The organism is Arthrobacter sp. D2-10 (genome assembly GCF_054161285.1).
Genome location: NZ_CP096431.1, coordinates 3321584 through 3341017, shown reverse-complemented (window position 1 = coordinate 3341017; position 19434 = coordinate 3321584). Strand labels below are relative to the sequence as shown.

At 62.8% G+C, this 19434-nt stretch carries 20 protein-coding genes; 10 read left to right on the top strand and 10 right to left on the bottom strand.

The genetic code is table 11. The features are described from left to right. Positions 1-58 precede the first annotated feature (58 nt). From M1D74_RS15640 to M1D74_RS15630, 3 genes are read right to left on the bottom strand one after another with little or no spacing between them, the layout of a single operon-like run. Positions 59-346 (bottom strand): DUF1905 domain-containing protein, encoded by a 288-nt coding sequence (locus M1D74_RS15640; protein ID WP_458115908.1) that lies wholly within the window; start codon positions 344-346, stop codon positions 59-61. Between the two features lie 38 nt (positions 347-384). Continuing rightward, the gene (locus M1D74_RS15635; RefSeq protein ID WP_458115907.1) at positions 385-1890 is read right to left on the bottom strand and encodes an NCS2 family permease; all 1506 of its coding nucleotides are present in this window, start codon (positions 1888-1890) and stop codon (positions 385-387) included. 9 nt (positions 1891-1899) lie between these two features. Continuing rightward, entirely contained in the window at positions 1900-2394 is a 495-nt protein-coding gene (locus M1D74_RS15630; RefSeq protein ID WP_309070900.1) for a nucleoside deaminase, read from the bottom strand. A gap of 354 nt (positions 2395-2748) precedes the next feature. On the opposite strand from M1D74_RS15630, the gene M1D74_RS15625 reads away from it, so the two are divergent. Next, a complete protein-coding gene (locus M1D74_RS15625; protein ID WP_458115906.1) occupies positions 2749-3336 on the top strand; it encodes a pullulanase X25 domain-containing protein in 588 nt (195 codons plus the stop codon). A 9-nt stretch (positions 3337-3345) separates the two neighbouring features. Here the strand turns inward: M1D74_RS15625 and M1D74_RS15620 are convergent, their stop codons facing one another. Continuing rightward, positions 3346-3603, bottom strand: a complete 258-nt coding sequence (locus M1D74_RS15620; RefSeq protein WP_309070899.1) for a hypothetical protein — start codon at positions 3601-3603, stop codon at positions 3346-3348. A gap of 90 nt (positions 3604-3693) precedes the next feature. On the opposite strand from M1D74_RS15620, the gene M1D74_RS15615 reads away from it, so the two are divergent. Further along, complete coding sequence (locus tag M1D74_RS15615; RefSeq protein ID WP_458115905.1) at positions 3694-4686, top strand: adenosine deaminase; 993 nt, start codon at positions 3694-3696, stop codon at positions 4684-4686. Positions 4687-4704: 18 nt separating this feature from the next. On the opposite strand, the gene M1D74_RS15610 is transcribed toward M1D74_RS15615, so the two are convergent. From M1D74_RS15610 to M1D74_RS15600, 3 genes are read right to left on the bottom strand one after another with little or no spacing between them, the layout of a single operon-like run. Then, positions 4705-5571 carry an ABC transporter permease gene (locus M1D74_RS15610; protein ID WP_458115904.1) on the bottom strand — a complete coding sequence of 289 codons (867 nt, stop codon included), beginning with the start codon at positions 5569-5571 and terminating at the stop codon, positions 4705-4707. Continuing rightward, positions 5561-6517, bottom strand: a complete 957-nt coding sequence (locus tag M1D74_RS15605) for an ABC transporter ATP-binding protein (protein ID WP_458115903.1) — start codon at positions 6515-6517, stop codon at positions 5561-5563. The genes M1D74_RS15610 and M1D74_RS15605 overlap by 11 nt, the downstream gene beginning before the upstream one ends. Further along, positions 6514-7614, bottom strand: a complete 1101-nt coding sequence (locus M1D74_RS15600; RefSeq protein WP_309124270.1) for a LolA family protein — start codon at positions 7612-7614, stop codon at positions 6514-6516. The genes M1D74_RS15605 and M1D74_RS15600 overlap by 4 nt, the downstream gene beginning before the upstream one ends. A 130-nt stretch (positions 7615-7744) precedes the next feature. Here M1D74_RS15600 and M1D74_RS15595 point away from each other — a divergent pair, with 130 nt between their 5' ends. Together M1D74_RS15595 and M1D74_RS15590 are read left to right on the top strand one after the other, a co-directional pair. Beyond that, positions 7745-8392: a hypothetical protein gene (locus tag M1D74_RS15595; RefSeq protein WP_458115902.1), complete on the top strand. Its 648-nt coding sequence runs from the start codon at positions 7745-7747 to the stop codon at positions 8390-8392. Positions 8393-8457: 65 nt separating this feature from the next. Continuing rightward, positions 8458-9453, top strand: coding sequence for an acyl-CoA thioesterase (locus M1D74_RS15590; RefSeq protein ID WP_458115901.1), 996 nt, complete (start codon positions 8458-8460; stop codon positions 9451-9453). On the opposite strand, the gene M1D74_RS15585 is transcribed toward M1D74_RS15590, so the two are convergent. Beyond that, entirely contained in the window at positions 9450-10883 is a 1434-nt protein-coding gene (locus tag M1D74_RS15585; RefSeq protein ID WP_458115900.1) for an aldehyde dehydrogenase family protein, read from the bottom strand. The two genes, M1D74_RS15590 and M1D74_RS15585, sit on opposite strands and share 4 nt — an antisense overlap. A 320-nt stretch (positions 10884-11203) precedes the next feature. Beyond that, positions 11204-11788 (bottom strand): TetR/AcrR family transcriptional regulator, encoded by a 585-nt coding sequence (locus M1D74_RS15580; RefSeq protein ID WP_458115899.1) that lies wholly within the window; start codon positions 11786-11788, stop codon positions 11204-11206. 210 nt (positions 11789-11998) lie between these two features. Here M1D74_RS15580 and M1D74_RS15575 point away from each other — a divergent pair, with 210 nt between their 5' ends. The 6 genes from M1D74_RS15575 (at position 11999) to M1D74_RS15550 (ending at position 17844) form a co-directional block, all read left to right on the top strand. After that, the gene (locus tag M1D74_RS15575) at positions 11999-13522 is read left to right on the top strand and encodes an APC family permease (RefSeq protein WP_458115898.1); all 1524 of its coding nucleotides are present in this window, start codon (positions 11999-12001) and stop codon (positions 13520-13522) included. Positions 13523-13567: 45 nt separating this feature from the next. Then, positions 13568-13912: a cupin domain-containing protein gene (locus M1D74_RS15570; protein ID WP_458115897.1), complete on the top strand. Its 345-nt coding sequence runs from the start codon at positions 13568-13570 to the stop codon at positions 13910-13912. Between the two features lie 48 nt (positions 13913-13960). Continuing rightward, the gene (locus tag M1D74_RS15565) at positions 13961-14773 is read left to right on the top strand and encodes a MoaF C-terminal domain-containing protein (RefSeq protein ID WP_458115896.1); all 813 of its coding nucleotides are present in this window, start codon (positions 13961-13963) and stop codon (positions 14771-14773) included. A 61-nt stretch (positions 14774-14834) separates the two neighbouring features. Beyond that, the gene (locus tag M1D74_RS15560; RefSeq protein WP_458115895.1) at positions 14835-15680 is read left to right on the top strand and encodes an SDR family NAD(P)-dependent oxidoreductase; all 846 of its coding nucleotides are present in this window, start codon (positions 14835-14837) and stop codon (positions 15678-15680) included. Positions 15681-15690: 10 nt separating this feature from the next. Further along, entirely contained in the window at positions 15691-16467 is a 777-nt protein-coding gene (locus tag M1D74_RS15555; protein WP_458115894.1) for an SDR family NAD(P)-dependent oxidoreductase, read from the top strand. 39 nt (positions 16468-16506) lie between these two features. Continuing rightward, the gene (locus tag M1D74_RS15550; protein ID WP_458115893.1) at positions 16507-17844 is read left to right on the top strand and encodes a flavin monoamine oxidase family protein; all 1338 of its coding nucleotides are present in this window, start codon (positions 16507-16509) and stop codon (positions 17842-17844) included. 71 nt (positions 17845-17915) lie between these two features. On the opposite strand, the gene M1D74_RS15545 is transcribed toward M1D74_RS15550, so the two are convergent. Beyond that, a complete protein-coding gene (locus M1D74_RS15545) occupies positions 17916-19421 on the bottom strand; it encodes an NAD-dependent succinate-semialdehyde dehydrogenase (protein WP_458115892.1) in 1506 nt (501 codons plus the stop codon). Between the last annotated feature and the right edge of the window lie 13 nt (positions 19422-19434).

The following is a 19434-nucleotide window of genomic DNA, read 5'->3' as shown; positions in this document are numbered from 1 at the left end:
ATTGAAGTAGGCGAAGAGTCTCCGCCAAGCGCCTGCTCGAAGACCTTCTGCTTAACCCTCACGCATCTATGGAGAGCAGCAGTGTCACCCTGTCGCCGTCGTCAATCCCCTCGTCCTGACGGACGAAGTCCTTGATCGGCACGATGTAGCCGCCGTTCTTCGGGAACATGGCGGTGGTCCAGGTGGTGCCGCCGATGGTCACCGCCGCCGGGATCATTCCCCAGCCGTAGCTGACCACCTTGGACACCGCCCGGACCTCCACGCACTGCTCCTCCGGCACCGTTACAAAATGGAACGGTGCCGGGCCCCGCCAATACCAGATGTCACCCTCGAAGGTCAGCTGCACGGGGCCAGCATATTCCGGGTGCGCCCTCGGGCGTTAGGTCAGCCGCCCATCCAGAGCGTGATGGGCCCACGGGCGAAATAAACAAGGAATCCCGCGGCCACTACCCACAGGAGCGGATGGATTTTGCGGGCCTTGCCCGAAGCCGCGCGGATGATGACCCAGCTGATGAAGCCCGCTCCGATGCCGTTCGCGATCGAGTAGGTCAACGGCATGGTCACGATGGTCAGGAATGCAGGCAGCGCGATCGAAAAGTTCCGGAAGTCGATCTCGCGGATCTGCGCCACCATCATCGCGCCGACGACGACGAGTGCTGCCGCAGCTACCTCCAACGGAACCACCGCAGTCAGCGGAGTGAAAAACATGGCCGCCAGGAAGAGCCCGCCAGTCACCACGGATGCGAGGCCCGTGCGTGCACCCTCGCCGATGCCGGCGGCTGAATCGATGAACACCGTATTGGACGAGGCGGATGTTCCACCGCCGGCAACCGCGCCGACGCCTTCAATCACAAGTGCGGATTTCAGGCGGGGGAAGTTGCCCTGCTTGTTGGTCAGACCTGCCTGCTTCGCGAGCCCCGTCATGGTGCCCATGGCGTCGAAGAAATTCGTGAAGACGAGCGTAAACACCAGCATGGTGGCGGCGAGAGCGCCGATGCGGTCGAACGCCCCGAAGAGATCGAATGCTCCCACGAGACTGAAGTCAGGCAGCGACACGATGTTCGAGGGGATCACCGGAGCGTTGAGGTGCCAGCCGGTGGGATTGTCGGGCCCGCCCGCGCCGAGGCGCATGGACATCTCGACAATGATCGCGATGACGGTGGTCACCACAATGCCGATCAGCAGTCCACCCTGAATCTTGCGAGCGATCAGGATGCCCATGGTCACCAAACCGATGATGAAAACGAGCGTCGGCACGGTGGTGATGGAGCCGCCGTCGCCCATTTGAACCGGCGGACCGCCGGCCGTGCGGGTGACGAAACCGGAATCCACGAAGCCGATGAAGGCAATGAACAGCCCGATTCCGACGGTGATCGCCGCCTTGAGCTGCCGTGGTACAGCGTTGAAGATCGCTGTCCGCGCGCCGGTCACGGCCAACAGCACGATCAGCAGACCGTTGATGACCACGAGGCCCATCGCTTCGGCCCAGGTAACGTCACCCACGACGGAAACGGCGAGGAACGAGTTGATTCCCAAGCCCGCAGCGATGCCGAATGGGAGGTTGGCCACGATCCCGAAGATGATGGTCATGACTCCCGCGGTCAGCCCCGTCACGGCGGCGATCTGGGTGGCTTGAAGCCAGCCTCCCTCGACATCGAGTGCGGCGGCGTCGGGGCTGAAGCCGCCTAGGATCAACGGATTCAGGATGACGATGTAAGCCATGGTGAAGAACGTGACGAAGCCGCCGCGGACTTCCCGGCCCTTGGTCGAACCGCGTTCGCTGATCTTGAAGAACTTGTCGACTGGGCTGAGGGGTGCGGGCTGTAGGGGTTGCGCCGGACGCGTGCCGGAGGGCTCAGGATGGCTGCCGGGTTCGATGAGGATGGCCATGGCCTGCTCCTAGTAGTCCACCCGCGCGGCGAGTGTGCTCCACGCTTCGAAGGGTGCGGTGGCGATGACCTGGGCCGATGACGTCAGGTCGTAGTGGCGGACCGGCATGGACCGGTTCTCCACAGGGGTGGCGAAGTAGTCGTAGAAGACTGCATCATCGAAGCCCGCTTTGGCGGCGTCGTTCCGGTCGGCAGCGAAGACGACGGCGTCCACGCGCGCCCAGAGGGCGGCCGACAGGCAGAGGGGGCACGGCTCGCAACTCGTGTAGAGGGTGCTGCCGGAGAGGTCGAAGGTTTCGAGGGATGCGCACGCATTGCGGATGGCCATGACCTCGGCGTGCGCAGTTGGGTCATTGTTGGCGGTGACCCTGTTGACGCCGTCGAACGTCTTGCCGTCCAGAGTCACGATGAGCGCACCGAACGGGCCGCCCGAGTTGTGTACGTTGTCTGTTGCCAGAGAGATGGCTCTGGAGAGGAACTGCTCTTCTTTGGTGGTGGTAGTCACGGAGATACTCCCGAACGTGGGGCAGCAATCGCTCGCGTCTACGGGCGCCAACAAAGGGAGCGGTGTCATGCGACCAGACTGCTGCGGTATGGGATTTGCAGGTCCACCTGGTAGATAGCTCCAAGAGAAGGAGCCCGCCGTTGGCTTCGTTATCCGACGTTAGCAGTGCGGTGTGACTTACACCATACCTTTCGTGAAATAACTTTCTCATTCAGCGGAAAACTTTTGCTCGACGCGAGGCTTCTCCAGTCACAATCCGACACGACATGCCCGGCGCTTCCCGGGCTCCCCGGCATTGGGAGAGTGCGCTGTCAAAATCGTGGGGGAAGCATAGCTATTTGGAGGTCCACACACATGAGTGCCCAAGACAACACCGCCGGTCGCCTGAAGGCCATTGTCCAGATCCTCGCCGAGCAGCCTGGAGCCGCAGTAAAGGGTGCAGATGTGCTGGCTACGGCTGTTGCGCGCGTGCCGCTCAGCGAGTGGGAGAGCGAAGTCCTCAGCGGCGGCGTCGCCCGCGGCGTGAAGCGGCTCTCGGCTGCGACGGCATCCCTCGTCAAGGAGGGATACATCGTCAAGGGCCGCACCGGCTGGACCATTACCGAGGAAGGCTCGCGCTACGCTACCGCGCCCGACGCCGTCGCACTGGCGGGCAACTTCGGCCACCGCCTGGGTGCCGAGGACTGGGCACCCGCCGGGGAGCAGGTGCAGATGGCCTACAGCCCCGTCTCACAGCGCTGGGAACTGACCGCACAGCTGCCTGCCGGCACCTACGAATACAAGGTCGCCATTGACCGTTCGTGGGAAGAGAACTACGGCGCGTTCGGCGTGCGTAACGGCGCAAACCACGTACTCCAGCACGACGGCGGTGTGGTCACCTTCCGCTATGACCACCGCTCGAAGGACGTCGAAGCAACGGTCCTCGTCGGCGCCCTGGTCTAGCCCTTCACGCTACTTTTCCTCACCCTGAGGTTCCCTGACCGGGTTCTCTCTGCCCAGTTCGTCCCAGTGCCCTGAGTCGTCGGCGGCGTCTTCCGGATTGTCCCCGGGACCGTCGCCTCCCACGTAGGCCGCCGGGACGGCGCCGGCAGCGTGCGTTCCCTGTTCTTCGCGAATGTTGGCTGCGCGCCCTGCCTCTGGCGTGGGTTCGATGACCGCCTCGCGGGGATCGTCGTCGTGCGTGTGGGTGCTCTCGGTGCTGTCGGTCATGCATGCGATCCTTTCATCATCGTTGCGACCGGCGCCAGCGTAGCGTTGTTCGTACCTGCGCATTTCACCCGCATCCGGAGGAGAGTTGTCATGTCTGTGTTGCCCACGGCTGAGCTGCATCTGCACATCGAGGGAACGCTGGAGCCGGAACTGATCTTCGCGCTCGCGGACCGTAACGGCATTGAGCTGCCCTACGCGGACGTGGAGGCGTTGCGACTGCAGTACCGGTTCACGGATCTGCAATCATTCCTGGACCTGTACTACAGCAACATGGCGGTACTTCGGACGGAGCGGGACTTCGCCGACATGACTCGGGCCTACCTGACTCGTGCCGCCGCGGCGGGCATCCGGCACGCTGAGATCATGATGGACCCGCAGGCGCACCTGTCCCGGGGGATATCGCTTGCCACCTGCGTGAACGGGGTTGCGTCGGCCCTGGCTCACAGCGAGGAAGAGTTCGGGATCAGCACCGAACTGATCTCTGCCTTCCTGCGTGATGAGCCCGCCGAGGAGGCGCTCGCAGTCCTTGAGGAGCTGCTGGCGATGAACGCGCCCATCATCGGTATTGGGCTCGATTCGGCGGAGGTGGGGCATCCGCCGAGCAAGTTCACCGGCGTCTTTGAACGAGCGCACGAAGCCGGGCTGAAGTGCATCGCCCACGCCGGAGAAGAAGGACCCCCGGAGTACATCTGGGAGGCGCTCGATGTGTTGAAGGTTTCCAGGATCGACCACGGTATTCGCTGCATGGAGGACGAGGAGTTGGTGGAGCGGCTTGCTGCCGAGCAGACACCGCTTACCGTCTGCCCGTTCTCAAACGTGCGGCTGCGGGCGGTCGACACCCTCGCCGACCACCCGTTGCCGCGCATGCTGGAACGTGGGCTGAATGTGTCGGTGAACTCCGACGACCCGGCGTACTTCGGCGGTTATGTGGATGACAACTTCGCCGAACTCCGCTCCCTTTTTGGGCTTACTGACAACCAGCTGAGGCAGCTCGCCGAGAATTCCGTGCGGTCCGCCTTCGTCACCGATACACGCCGCAGGGAGCTCCTTGCCGAGATAGCGGCCTGGCACTCCGGCCGGTAACGGCCCGTTCCGAACCCCTCAGGCAAGCACGTCCTTGGTGCTGAACCGGCCGTACGCCAGGGCGCCGAACACCACAATATAGCCGGCTTGCAGCAGGGCGTTGGCGGCGAAGGAGTCCCACACAATCGGATCACGCAGCAGGTCGGCGAACCCGAGCCAGTACTGGGTCAGCAGCCAGGGGTGAAGCAACTCCAGTTGCGGGAGTTGCCCCATCACCTGGCTGACTACCGATGCAACCACGGTTGCGGCCATGGCTCCCACCGGAACGTCGGTCAGGGTCGACATGAAGAGCCCGACGGCGCACAACCCCAGCAGGGACAGCGTCACGTAGAGGCATACCAGGGCGATCCGGAGCAGCGCCTCGGGCGGGTCGATGGTGGTTCCCGACAACAGGGTCACCGGTCCGATGGGAAAGAGCAGCGCGCCCATAATGGTGCCCACCACCGCAACGGTGAATGTGGCTGCAAGACAGAAAACGACGGCGCCCACATACTTCACCACGAGAAACCGGCCTCGTGCCACGGGAGACATGAGCAGATAGCGCAGCGTACCCGTGCTTGCCTCCCCGGCGACGGTATCTCCGGCGACCACCCCGACGGTGAGCGGCAGGAACAGCGGAATGGCGACGATGGTCGCGACGACGGCGACGAACAGTCCGTTCTGGCTCACCTGGTCGAGGAACGCCGGACCCCGCCCGCGGGGCGGACCGGAGGACAGCTTCACCGCGACGGCAATGAGCACGGGAATGGCGGCAAGCGCGGCGAGCAAAGCCCAGGTGCGCCGGCGGCGGAAGAGGACGGAAAGTTCGGACCCGAGGAACCGCCACCCCGCCGACCTCCTGACGGGGGCAACCGTCTCCCTGGTGACGGTGACTTCACTGGACAACGTCGAACCCCTCCCCGGTGAGCGCAACAAACAGGTCTTCGAGACCCGCCTGGTCCACGGTAAAGCCGTTCACCCGGACATCCGCTTCGACGAGGCTCCGAACCACCCGGTCCGGAGTCAGTCCTGCCGGAAGCGGCGCGGTGACGCTGTGTGCTCCGGAGGGGGCGCCGTCGTCGTCGGGGGTGGTTCCCAACCGGCGGAGGACGGCGTGAGTCTCCGGCACATCCGGGGTGACCACGCGAAGGCGGGGCTCACCGGAGCGCCGTAACTCGTCGAGGCTGCCCTGCGCCACAAGGGAACCGGCGCTGAGCACTGCAGCGTGCGAGCAGATCTGCTCCACCTCCGTGAGCAGATGGCTGGAGACGAACACCGTAGTGCCCTCCTCCGTCAGCGAGCGGACGAGATGACGGACTTCGCGCGTGCCCTGGGGGTCGAGGCCGTTGGTGGGCTCGTCGAGCACGATGAGTTCGCGGTGGGTCAGAAGGGCGTTCGCAATCCCCAGGCGCTGCTTCATGCCGAGGGAATACCGGCCGACCTTCTTGTTCGCGGCCTGCGAGAGGCCGACACGTTCCAGCGCTCGGTCAACCCGCTGGCGCCGTGTGGAGGGGGAGACGTAGCGGTCCGCGGCGTCGAGCCGGAGCAGGTTCGCGGTCCCGGAGAGGAACGGATAGAAGCCTGGGCCCTCCACCAGCGCACCGATCCGGGGCAGCACGTTCTGAGTGGCACGGGGTATGGATTCACCCAGAACCTTGACGTCCCCCGAGGTCGCCGATGCCAGGCCGAGGAGGATTCGGATGGTGGTGGTCTTCCCCGAACCGTTGGGGCCAAGAAATCCGAATACGGAACCGCGAGGCACAGCGAGGTCAATCCCGTTGACCACGTTTCGTCCGCCCAACCGCTTGGTCAGGCCCGTTGTCTCGATGACGAGGTCCCCGGCCCCGCTCACTGTCCGGCGGCTACTGCCTGCAGGCGTTCAACCGTGACGGAGCCGGCGAGGATCCGGCCGTCGTCGGTGATCAGGACGTTCACCAGCGTGGTGGAGAGGAGCTGACCGCCCTCGACCGGCGTGCTGAGCTGCGTCAGTTCCGGTGGCAGCTCCTGTTGGCCGGCGGGAATAACGACGACGGCGTCCCAGCCTTCGCCGACCACGGTCGGTTTCTCTGCCGCATTCTTATCGACGTGGTCACGCTCGTGGTCGCGTTTGTGGTCGCCCTGGTGCTCACCGGGTTGGATCTCGGTGACGGTCGCTCCGGCCGGCGGAGTGAAGGCGAAGAGGTCGGCGGCCGGTTCCTCGTAACTGATCTCCGTGAATACGGAGCTGAATGCGGGATCGCTGCTGCCGGCGGCCGCGACAGTGACGCCCAGCGGGAGGCCGGTTTCGCCGTCGACCGCGATGGTTACGGACCCGAGCAGTGTCTCTGTGGAACGCGGCGTGAGGATCAGGTCATATACCGGGCGCCCTGCGACCATGCGGTCGGAGCCGACGGTGACTTCCGTGGATGCATCGATCTTCTCGAGGAAGTGGGTAGCGATGTCATCCGGGGCTTGCATTTCGCCGTCGGGCTTTTGATGGTCCTCGAGGGTGGCGTGGATGGCCTCGTTCTCGTCCGAGTTGTAGTACCAGAGGTCGGCACCGTTACGGATGACGTTGCGTTCCTCAAGTTGGTCGAGCACCTGCAGGCGGGCCTGGTCGGGTGCGTTGACGAACACCTGGGCCGTATGGGAGCCGGTGAGAAGTTCCAGGGCGGCGCTCTCCGGTGAGGGCTCGCCGTCGTCGTTGTTTTGACCACCGGGTGGACCACCGGGTGCGGTGAGTCCCGCGAGGTCGGGGAGGCCGAGGTTGGAGGCCTGTTCCACCGTGCCGGAAAATGCGTCGACGTCCTTTTCCTGCACCAGGGCGAGAACTTCGGCGGCCGTTTTGTCGGGGAGGTCAACGGCTGCGTTGGCGGTGAACGGGGCAACGAGGGCCGCTGCACCAACCGCCCCGGCTGCTACGGCTGCCGGAGTCCACTGACGCCATGATTTTCGGCCTGTACGAGTCATCACGAACTTCCTCGTTCTGGTGGTGTAGCTGAGATCGGATCCTGTGCGTCACGGTACACCTGCAACCTGAGAATTGAGTCGGAGTTTCCGCCTCTAGGATCGCTTGAAGGTAGCGGGCGAGAATTGCTGCATGGCTCCTCAATTCTTCGGTAACCCGCGGTTCTACGAGCGTCGGGCAGCCGCCTACAACGCAATGGTCAGATCCCCGCTGTACAACAGGGTGGCATGGGGAACTCATCCGGGGCGGTTCGAGGAGTTCGCGGCTCGGGCGGTGGGGTCGGCGTCGGGGCCGTTGCTGGAGGTAGCTGCCGGCACTGCTTCCCCCACCCGGCTGGCGCATATAGCCGGTCGGCGGCAGACCACGCTGGTTGATTCCGCTGCTCCCATGCTTGAGATCGCGGCGAAATCCATCGCGTCGGCAGCCGGCGGCACGGTACCGGACTGGATCACGTTCCAGTGCCGGGATCTGCTCGATGCGGCCCCCGGAGTCCGCTACGAAACTATCCTTGGCATGGGGCTGCTGCATCTGGTGCCGGACGTTCCCACGGTGGTGAACGCCCTTCTCGACCAACTGGAACCAACAGGAACCCTGTACCTCACCAGCCTCATCCGCGGATCGCGGCGATCTTCCTCGTACCTGGATCTGCTGCACCGCTCCGGCGAGGTGGTGGCGCCCCGGACCCTGGACGAGCTGCGTTCTGAGCTGGCACGGTCCAGTGCGAGCCGGGTGCGGGTCTACAACCACGGCAGCATGGCCTACTCGGAACTGTCACGGTAGTCGGAACGGGTTCAGGGTAAGTCACAACCGGTCCGCATAGGGCTCCTTCCGCTACCGTGAAATCCATGGAAACCGGTACGCAACGACGCGTGGAAACCACTGACCGACCAAACCCGCATTCGGTGACCCTGCGGTTTCTCGCGGCTCCCACCGACCTGGGACATAGCGGGTCCGTCGACGCCGGTACGGTGCTCGAGTGGGTCGACAAGGCCGCGTATGCTGCAGCGGTCGGGTGGGCCAAGAGCTACTGCGTCACGGCGTACGTGGGAAACATCCACTTCGCGGACCCGGTGAACGTCGGCGACATGGTCGAGGTTGAAGCGACGCTCGTCTACACCGGAAAGTCTTCCCTCCACATCCGCACCGTTGTCTCTTCGGGGGATGTCAAGGGCGGAGAGGCGACCATGCGCAGCCAGTGTCTGGTGATCTTCGTGGCCGTGGGGCCGGACGGAAGACCCGTGCCGGTGCCGCAGTTCGAGCCCGTGACGCCCGAGGAGATCGAACTGCGGGATCACGCGGTCGCCCGAATTGAAGTGCGCGATGCCATCGTCGCCGCCATGAGCGGCCAGGAATACACCGACGCCGGTACGGCCGAGCGGGTGACCCTCCGCTTCCTTGCCGCACCCACTGATGTGAACTGGGGCGGCAAGGTTCACGGCGGAACGGTCATGGACTGGATCGATGAGGCTGCCTACATCTGCGCCACCCGCTACTGCGGCAAGGAAACGGTGGCGGTTTTCTCCGGGGGCGTCCGCTTTTACCGTCCGCTGCTGATCGGCGACCTCGTCGAGGTGGAAGCACGGCTGGTCTACACCGGCAACAAGGGCATGCACATTGCGGTGCACGTCCGGTCCGGCAGCCCGACGGGCCGCGACATGGAGCTCACCACTTACTGCCTCACCGTGATGGTGGCACGGGACGAAACGGGCACGGCCGTGCCGGTACCGCCGTGGGTTCCGCGCTCGGACGAGGACAAGCGCCTCGCCGCGCACGCCCGCGAACTGCTCGAGATCCGCGGACGTGCGCCGGGAAGCAAGCTCCCGAGCCACCTCGCCGGTTAGTAGCTGATTGCCTGGGGTGCGCCGAGTTGCTTGAGGCCTTCGACGCCGAACTCGAGGCCGTACCCGGAGGTTTTAATGCCACCGAAGGGGACGCGGGGATCGACGGTGCCGTGCTTGTTGATCCATACGCTGCCGGCCTCAATTCGGGCGGCGACCTTCAGCGCGGATTCCTTGTCGGAGGACCATACGGACGCCCCGAGGCCAACATCGAGCCCGTTCGCCATCGCAATCGCTTCGTCAACGTTGGAGTACTTCACGATCGGAAGGGCGGGGCCGAACTGTTCTTCAGTGACGAGGGGGTTGTCGTTATCGATGTCCGCGACCAACGTGGCCGGGTAGAAGTACCCTGGCTGGTCACTCTCGGGGTTGCCGCCGAGCAGGACCCTGCCACCTGATTCACGAGCTGCTTCGACGAGGCTTGCAACGATGTCGTACTGGGACTTGTTTTGCAGTGGACCGAGAACATTGTTCTCATCCAGGCCCACTCCCATGGGCATAGATGCGGCGACCTTGGTGAGCTCCTCACACACCTCGTCGTAGATTTCCTCATGCACGTAAAGGCGCTTCAGGGCCGCGCAGGTCTGACCGGTGTTGATGAACGCACCCCAGAACAGGTTCTCTGCGATGGCCTTCGGGTCAGCATCCGGCAGGACGATCCCGGCGTCGTTGCCGCCCAATTCAAGCGTGAGGCGTTTGACCGTGTCAGCCGAGGATCGGATGATGTCCTGCCCGGCAGCGGTTGATCCGGTGAACATGATTTTGGCGATGTCGGGGTGACTGGTGAGTACGGCGCCGACATCGCGTCGACCCGATACCACGTGCAACAGATCAGCAGGCAGAACGGTGTTGATGACGTGGGCTAGGCCCAGCACCGACAACGGAGTGTTGCCCGAGGGTTTCACAACCACGGTATTGCCCATCCGCAAGGCGGGAGCGAACTGCCACACCGAGATCATCATGGGCCAGTTCCACGGTCCGATCGCTCCCACTACTCCAAGGGGACGGTAGTGCAGTTCGGCGCGGCCTCCGTCGTCGTTGACGAGCACTTCGGGCTCGAGTTCGAAGGCTGCAGTGGCGCGCAGCCACGCGGCGCAGGCGCCGACTTCGAAGCGGGCGTTAGGACCATTCAGAGGCTTGCCCTGCTCACGGGACAGAAGTTGTGCCAGTGCTTCTGCTGACGCCTCGACCGCCTCGGCCGCCTTATTCAAGAACGAAGACCGTTCAGCATGCGAAAGGTCGCCCCAGGCAGGCTGCGCCGCCTTCGCCTTCCGAATTGCATCCTCGAGATCCGAAACTCCGTGCTCCGGCGCCCGGCCCACGGTTCCACCAGTCGCCGGATCCTTGATTTCCCGACCGCCCTCGGCTGGCTGGATGGCGGCAAGCAGCTCATCAAAGGTTGTAGGTGACGCGGTCGCAGTAGGGGCTGTCATGACAGTGTTCTCCTCATTTGGGAATGATCTTGATCTGTTGCAGACGGATGGAAACCGCGTCAGGCTCCAACTGAGAAAGCCTGGACGGCATCTGAGGAGGTGTGCGAACCCATCAGTATGCCTCTCGGTTGCATCAGCGAAACCAGAAGTACGAGGTACTACCCGAAGAAAAGTGACGTGGTGCACTCGACACGTAAACTATGCATCCGCTGAGTTGTGCATGTCAAGGTTCACTAGGTAGCGACGTTCCTCAGTGTGGCTATTACTCCGTGCAACAAATTCGCCGATGGAGCGGAGGCGCTCGGAACACGCAAAGGATGCTAATGGGAGGCCTGCGGGACCCGATCCCGAGCCACTGGTTGCATGAGCTCGCCCAGACGAACAATCGCCTGATGAATCTCCTTCACGTCTGCAACCATCAACTGTTGCAGCATGAGGCCATCGAGTGCAGCAAAGAGTGCCCTCGCGGCAGGCTTGTCGCTGGGGTAGCCGGCATGCTTCAAGAGCTGTTGCATGAGACCGATATAGCTCTCGTACAAATTGCGCGAAATCCGCTGCAACTGCGGGCTTCTCCTTGCTGCAAGGATCATGTAGAACTGGAAAATCTGCAGGTTTGGGTCAGTAAGGGTCATCTTGGTGACCATGTCGGCAAGAGTGTGGTCGATGCCTGATGCGAGAGTAAGATCCGCGAGCTGTTGGGAGCGTTGCACTGCCCATACCGTGGCCTCCTCAAGGAGGATGTCTTTCGACCCGAAGTGATGCGATATCAGCGTGTTGTTCACCCCCGCGCGTAGGGCGATTTTCCGGTAACTGAAGCCATCCAGGCCACCTTCCGCCACCACGTCAATTGCTGCCCTGATGAGCGCTTCCCGCCCCGCCCCGTACTTCAGTGCTCCAATGCTCATGCTTGAAATGGTAGCTCCCGGAGAAGATGGCCCAACATCCACCCTTGACGCGAGAACTAAGCGAGTGCAGAATTGTGAATGGCCACGATGGAGTGACCCGCATCACGCCTCGTGTCACCTGATGGTTTGACCACACACACTTCACGACTTTCACACTAGTTTCCTGCCCGGACAGCTCAGACTGCGGCAGACCCCACTCAAGGAACCCAGATGTCTACTCCGAATACCTCCGGCGCCACGCCGGGGTCGACGTCCACCCCGGCCGCTGCTTCCCATTCAAACGATGGCAACAAACTTCACGCTCGGCTGTCCTGGAAAGATGCTTTCGCGATGGCGATGGCCGTCTCGGGTGGCCTGTACGTTTCCTTCGGCGCAACGGTCGCGGTGGTGGGAGGCCTTTCCGCACTCGTCTTGTGGGCAGTTGCCGCTCTCATCGGCTGGGTGCAGAACAGCCTCTTCGCTGAGATGGCTTCGATTTTTCCGAACAAGCCGGGTGGCGTACCAATCTACGCTCATGAAGCCTGGCGAGAGCGGTTTGCCCCGGCTGGAGCGCTGGCGTCCTTCGGATACTGGTTCGGCTGGTCCGCCGTAATCTCCATTGTGTCCGTTACCGCCGGCGCCGTCATCACAGCCCGCTGGCTGCCAGATGTGACCTGGGTACTCAACCTCGGTTTCGCACAACTCGCCCCTGCCCAGCTGATCGGCATCGGGTTGATCCTGGTGATCATGGTGCCGAACCTCTTCGGAGCTCAACCAGCCGCCTGGGTAAACAAAGTAGTAGGTGTCCTTCTGCTGGCCTCATTCGCTGTCTTCATCATCGCCCCGCTTGCCTCCGGACAATGGGAAGCTCCAAACCTGACCTGGGGCCTGGGCGATATCACCACAGACCCGTGGGGGACGATCCAGCTCGCTCTGGTTTGGCTCTATCTCATAGGGTGGACGGCCTACGGTACCGAGATGTGCGCAGCGTTCCTTCCCGAATACCGCACTAAGAGCGATGCACGCAAAGCACTCTTCTCCTCCGGCGCCTACACGTTCGGTATCTTCCTGCTGGTCCCCTTCGGCGTAGGCGGTCTAATCACCCAGGAGGAGGCAGGAACGGATCCGCTTGGGGTGTTCGTAACAGCATTCACCCGCGTCCTACCGGCAGGGCCCCTGGCCGATGTCATGTTGTTCGCTATTCTGGCCGCCCTGTTGATGGGCGTGAACGCCTCCATGGCGGATGGCTCCAGAGCCCTCTACGGTGCGGCGGTCGATGGATTGGTGCCGAAACAGTTCGAGAAGCTCAATAAGCATGGCGTTCCAGCCCGCGCCATATACGCGGCCGTAATCCTGAACGTCGTGTTGATCATTTTCATCGCGAATCCAATCTCGATCCTCGTCGCGGCGAATCTTGGCTACCTGCTCGCGATCCTGCTCGCACTCTCCGGATTCCTGCTCCTGCGCCGGGATCACCCCGAATTCGCGCGCCCCTTCCGGGTAGGCCGTCATGCTGTGCCCTTGGCCACCGCTCTGGTCATCTACACCGCTGTTGTGCTCGTGGTCGGAGCCTTGTCAAGCGATCTGTCCGGATATGGCGGGCCACTGGAACTGGCGATCGGCATCGCGATTCTCGCCCTCTCGCTGGTGTTCTTCGTATGGCGGCGCCGAGTCCAGGAGCGTCTTCCTCTGCTCCACGATATGAGGACTCCGACCGAAACAGCCTCCGCGGTCGAGCCAGTACCCGGTCACTGACCCAGCTGATATACCCACACCCAACTAGCCCTAAGGAACCCCACCATGTCTGATATGCATGCCTTGGTAATCAACGCCGACTTTGCTTCGCTGCCCGCTGAGCCCTTCGAGGTCGGCACCGTTCGATGGCTGCGCAAGCCCGGTCAGGGCGGGCGCGAAGCGTTGTCGGCCGGCATCTGGGAAGTCACTCCCGAGCAGGCCCCGGAGGCCTTCGACCTCCCCATCCATCAGGACGAGACCATCTACATCATCTCCGGTCATCTGCGCATCGCCGTTGAGGGCGGGGAGACATTCGACCTCGTTGCCGGTTCCATGGCCTCCTTCAACGAAGGGGCGATGACCCGGTGGCAGGTTCTGGAACCGACGACCGAGTTCTTCGTCTACAGCTGACGCTGACGCATATCAAGACCAGATCCGACCGACCGAAAAGGAATCATCATGACCACCTCTGAAAACGACCTGCAGGACTATGTTCCCGTAGACCAGTGGCCCTCGGTATCGACCATGCTCGACGGCTTCGGGGAGCAGACGCTCCCGCCGTCGTCCGCGCTGGCCGGGCAAACCCTCATTCTGGAAGGGGAGGAGAACCGGACGTTCAAGGCGACCTTCCACGACGAGTCCTCGCTGACGTGGACAAGCACGCGAAAAGAGGCTTCAGAATCGGTTGAGGCGTCTTACAAAGCGATTGAAGCTCGGCCGGGGATCTTCATCATCGATTTCGTGCACGGTGAGGGTCACCAGATGCAGGACGTCACGGTCATTCTCAATAAGGACAGCGGAGCAGCAACGCTCGCTGTTTCAACCCTGCGCGAGGAGGAGGGCGTCGTCAAGGGCGGAACCGAGTTCACCCAGGCGCGCGTCGAAGGAACAAACCCTCCCCTTCACCAGCGATCTTCGGGGCTGGTAGGGAAGCGTATCTACTATCGCTACAGCGACGTAGAAACGTACGAACACATCTACCTGACGCCCGGCACCTTCGTATGGCACTGCATACGGGGCGGAGAAAAAGGGCTGGCCGACGTTGATCGCACTCTGGCATTCGAGGTAGCAGAGGACCTCTTCATGTTCTTTTGGACCGAAAGGGTCATGGTCGTGGAGTCGGTCCTGCTGGTGGACCTCCGTGAAGAGCGATCCATTGGCCGGATGTTCGGCTGGGATGACACCATCCAGGAGCCGCTCGTCCTCCCGTTCAACTCCCGTCTCTCCGTGCTCAACACCACCGAGTATCCCGAGGACCACCAGAAGCACTAGCCCACATCCATAGCGGCAACACCGCATTGAGGCCTGGTCCTGGTGCGGGTAGGAGAAACGAATGGAGCCTTCAGCAGGCAACGTGCAGCGCGTAGCGCTCATCACCGGCGGCGGCAGCGGCATCGGTGCGGCCACAGCAGAAACACTCACATCCGCAGGATGGCATGTGGTGATCTGCGGCCGGCGCGCAGACGCCCTTAACCGAGTGTCAGAACGGACGGGGGCGCACCCTGTCGTTACTGACATGACCGATTCGGTCGCCCTTGACCGTCTGACCGAGAGAATCGAAAGGGAGTTCGGCCGACTGGATGGCTTGGTGCTGAACGCAGGAATCGTGCGACCGGGAGCAGTTGGAGACTTGAGCGACACAGACTGGCAAGACCAGATTGACACTAACCTCACGGCTCCTTTCGCTCTCACGCGCGCCGCACTGCCGCTCCTGATGAAGTATTCGGGCGCGGTGGTCGGCGTTTCCTCAGTCAGCGCTCTACGCGCCAGCGGAGCCACAGCCGGATATAACGCGACCAAGGCAGGCCTGAGCATGCTTATGCAATCGGTGGCCGTTGACTATGGGCCCGCGGGGGTGCGTGCAAACGTCGTATGTCCGGGGTGGACGCGCACAGAGATGGCGGACGAGGAAATGGGCGAACTCGGTACGCAACGCGGGATAGGCGTTGAGGAAGCATACGAGCTTGCGACTGCCGTTGTACCAACATCCCGGCCGGCCAGAGCGGCCGAAATCGCCTCCACCATTGCCTGGTTATTGTCTCCGGCGGCCTCCTATATAAACGGCGCGGTACTGCCCGTCGATGGCGGGCTAACAGCGGTTGACGTTGGGGGATTATGTTTCGACCAGCGGGTATCGATCGCCTCCGCCACGCCAAACCGTATCCCCACCGGACGCTAGGAGACGCGCTGTGGATCTTCACCTGTCAGGACGCATAGCGGTAGTGACCGGGGGTGGGTCGGGTATCGGCCTTGCCTGCACGAATGCTCTGATTGCGGAGGGCGCGAGCGTGGTGGTACTCGATAAGGCCCCCGCTACCGCCGGGATAGTCGGTGAGCTGCAGGCACAGGGAAAACCCGTGGATTTCATTCAAACGAATGTTGCAGAAGAACCGAGTCTGCAACACGCTATTGCTGAAATCCTCGCAGCCCATGGACGGATTGACACTGTTATCGGCTGCGCAGGCATCTCAGGTCCGGTAGGGGACCGGGTTACCGAGACAAGCGCCGAGGATTGGGACCACGTAATGGCCGTTAACGTGCGCGGCAACTTCCTGCTGGCTAAGCACACAATTCCCGCGATGGCGGACAGCGATGTTCCCACCATTGTGTTCCTGGCTTCAGACGCAGCACTGGCGGCGTTCGAGGGCATGGCTGCGTACGCGTCATCCAAAGGGGCTGTTCTTATGCTGACGAAGTCCCTATCGGTCGACCACCCGTCGATCCGGGTAAATTGCTTATGCCCGGGAGTGGTCGACACGCAAATGTCGCGGACGGACCTCGGTCGCCCCGGAGGCTTCGAAGGGTCCGGCTTGCCCGTGATGCGCCCCGAGCAAATTGCGCAACACGCAATCTTCCTCGCCTCCCCGGTCAGCGCCCCGATCAACGGAACATCCCTCGTCTCCGACTTCGGTTACCTCGCCCGCTCCTCCGTGCCACCGTTGGACTTCACCGGCGCTGCGCTTTAGCTCCCTATCCCTTCACGGCTCATTCGAGAGAAATTACCTATGAACGAGACACATAAAGACGTTGTTGTTATTGGCGCAGGCTTCGCCGGTCTGACCGCTGCCAGGGAACTGTCCTCGCGTGGTCACACCGTCACCGTACTGGAGGCCCGGGACCGAATTGGAGGACGAACCTGGCTCGACGAACGCCTTGGACGACCACTCGAGCTAGGCGGCACCTGGGTGCACTGGCTCCAACCCTTCGTCTGGGCCGAAATGGGTCGATACGGGATCAAACCTGTCTCCGGACCGGAATTCACCACCGGCTATCACCGGTTCGGCAGCAAAATCGTCAAGAGCGATGCCGAACAGCTACTCGACCTGATGGACGATGCGAATACCCGCCTGTTGGCGCGGTCCCGAGAGGTTTTCCCCCTGCCATGGGAGCCGCTGACCAGCCCGCATTGGGCCGAACTGGACCAGACTTCCCTGGCTGAAGCTATCGACGAACTCGGACTCGAACCCGAGGTGCGAGACCTCGTTCGGGCTTTCTGGGCACTGAACTTCAATGGGTCCCTCGATGAAGCCGCTTACACTCAAGCCCTGCGTTGGGCAGCAACCTCCAACGGGGATTGGAAAGCGATGTTCGAGGTCTGTGCCACCTACAAGATCGAAGGTGGCACGAGGCGCCTTATCGAGGCGATTAGAGACGACGCCGACATTGACTTGCGCCTGAACAGCGTCGTTACCGTGGTTGAGCAAACCGCACAGTACGTGACCGTTAAGACCGCCGACGGGCGGTGCCTCACAGCCTCGGCGGCTATAGTGACACTTCCTTTGGCTGCTCTTCGAACGGTTCAATTCATTCCCGCCTTATCCGCTCCGAAGGCCAGAGCGGCCGAGCGCGGCCAGGCAGGCCGCGGCGCGAAGCTCTGGATCAAAGTCGCCGGCCGGCAAGAACGTTTCGCTGCCTTCGCTACAGCAGAGTCACCGCTGCACTTCGTACAAGCAGAGTACCTGGACGAAGACAGCACCACCCTGGTGGCTTTCGGCCCCGACGGCATGTCCGTACCTACTGATGACGTAGTCGCCGCACAAGCCATGCTCGACCAACTCGTCCCCGGTCTGGAGGTCCTAGAGGTAGCCGGGCACAACTGGGTCGACGACGAATACGCCGGAGAGACGTGGCCGATGCATTACATCGGACACCTCACCGAATCCTTCGAAGACCTGCAGTCCCCCGATGGGCGCATCTTTTTCGCCGGAGCAGACTACGCCCGAGGATGGGGAGGGTTTATCGACGGAGCAATCGAAAGCGGCCTGACCGCAGCCAATCGAGTGAAGCAACTGTTGAGCTCCGCGTCGGATCACCCTGCCAGGGCCATGGGTATCGTTCAGTAACAAAAGAATTCGTTGAACGCCGCGCCACAAGCGCTCAGAGGAGCGAACCTCTGGGAGTCACTGTGGCCCAATCAGCGATCGTAGGGGTCCGCGATGCCGATGTACTGGGTTGTGGTGTACTCCGCGATTCCCTCCGAACCGCCCTCACGGCCCAGCCCGGAGTGTTTCACTCCGCCGAAGGGTGCCGCGGCGTTCGAGATGACACCGGCATTGAAGCCGACCATGCCGAACTCGATCTGCTCCGCCACCCGCAACAGGCGGTTGAAGTCCCTGCTGTACACGTAGGAAGCGAGTCCGTATTCGCTCGCATTCGCAAGCCGGATCGCATCTTCCTCGGTGGCGAACGTGGTTACGGGAGCCACAGGGCCGAAGATTTCCTGACCCAGGATCTCGGCGCCGTTGGGCACATTGCCGAGCACCGTGGGCTGGTAGAAGTAGCCGGCACCCTTCACCGGTGCACCGCCCGTCACAGCCGTAGCACCGGCGTCGACGGCGGCACTGACCAAGGCATGGACGTCATCACGCGCGTCGCCGTCGATCAGGGGGCCCACCTGGGTCCCCGGCTCGGTGCCGCGTCCGGTGGTGAGTGCGCCCATGGCTTCGGCGAACCTCCGGGTGAATTCCGCAGCGACTGATTCCTGGACGAGGAACCGGTTTGCGGCAGTGCAAGCCTCGCCCATGTTCCGCATCTTCGCGGCCATGGCTCCCTCAACGGCCTTGTCCAGGTCGGCGTCGTCGAACACAATAAATGGCGCATTTCCACCCAGTTCCATGGAGGTCCGCAGCACGTTCTGCGCGGCGTCCGCCATCAGGCGCTTTCCTACTGGCGTGGAACCCGTGAAGGAAATTTTGCGAAGCCGGGGATCAGCAAGCAGGGGACCGGAGATGCCGGAGGCGCTGGACGACGAGACGACATTCAGTACTCCGGCGGGGAGGCCGGCGTCGAGCATTGTCTGGGCGAACAGCTGGGCTGTCAGCGGAGTCAGCTTTGCCGGCTTGAGCACCATGGTGCACCCGGCAGCGACGGCAGGAGCAACCTTGCGTGTTGCCATGGCTAGCGGGAAGTTCCAGGGCGTGATGAGCAGGCACGGGCCCACCGGCTTGTGCTGGACCAGGATCTTGTTCTTGCCCTCGGGGGTGGTGAGGTAACGGCCGTGGTCGCGGACCGCTTCCTCTGAGAACCAGCGCAGGAATTCCGCGCCGTACGTTACTTCGCCGCGCGCTTCGGCCAGCGGTTTGCCCATCTCGAGGGTCATCAGCAGCGCGAAGTCCTCTGCGCGCTCGGCCACCAGGTCGAAGGCGCGACGCAGGATCTCGGCGCGATCGCGGGGTGCGGTCCGCGCCCAAGAGGCCTGTACGGCGTCGGCAGCATCGAGCGCGGCGACAGCGTCGTCACTGGTCGCCGAGGCAAGAGTGGCGAGCACTTTTCCGGTGGCGGGATCATGCACGTCGAAAGTGCCGCCGTCGGACGCGTTCCGCCACTCGCCATTGATCAAAAGACCGGTAGGCACAGTCGAGAGGAGCTGCGCTTCGCGCTCAGGCGAGACGGCAGGGGGGAGTGCTGGAGTAACTGTCAAGGGAAGTCCTTCG